This window comes from Oceanospirillum sediminis (genome assembly GCF_014164585.1).
GTDB lineage: Bacteria > Pseudomonadota > Gammaproteobacteria > Pseudomonadales > Halomonadaceae > Oceanospirillum > Oceanospirillum sediminis.
On the sequence record NZ_JACJFM010000117.1, the window covers coordinates 1 to 482 of the forward strand.

General features: G+C 34.0%; 1 protein-coding gene. It reads right to left on the bottom strand.

Annotation, left to right across the window (positions count from 1 at the left end):
• Positions 1 to 61: 61 nt before the first annotated feature.
• On the bottom strand, positions 62 to 482 hold a 421-nt coding region (locus H4O21_RS28080; RefSeq protein ID WP_220495851.1), incomplete at its 5' end, for a DUF6695 family protein.

Genomic DNA, 482 nt, shown 5'->3' on the forward strand with positions numbered 1-482 from the left:
AATGGGTTTGTATCACGCTCAGATGCGTTTTTAGATTTTTTAAAGACATATTCTTATTGAATCAAATCAATCTATCAAATCTAAAAACCCGCTCTTGCTGCCTCACATTAAAAAATTTGCAGTTGGAGTAATGCACAAACTCATAAGGTAGGTCATAATTAAAAGAAGTATTATCAACCCTAAAAACAGCATCGCAATCGATGTTTCCATAAGGCGAAATTCGTCTAAACCTGTAAACCTCAATACTTCCATTTTTATGTAGTTCAAACCAAGCACCTGCAGCAATACCCGATAACCATTGCGCATGTTCTTCTATAACATCATTAGGTTTTGGCTCTAAAGTTCCTACAAAATTTACTTCATGTCCATTTAGCTTATCTAAAAAGTACCGTACATTCTCACTTTTTTGAGAACCTTTAAATTCTGAAATTTCTCCCGTTTCAGAGACTTCATATACGTAATTTTCAGTATCAGCAAGTAAC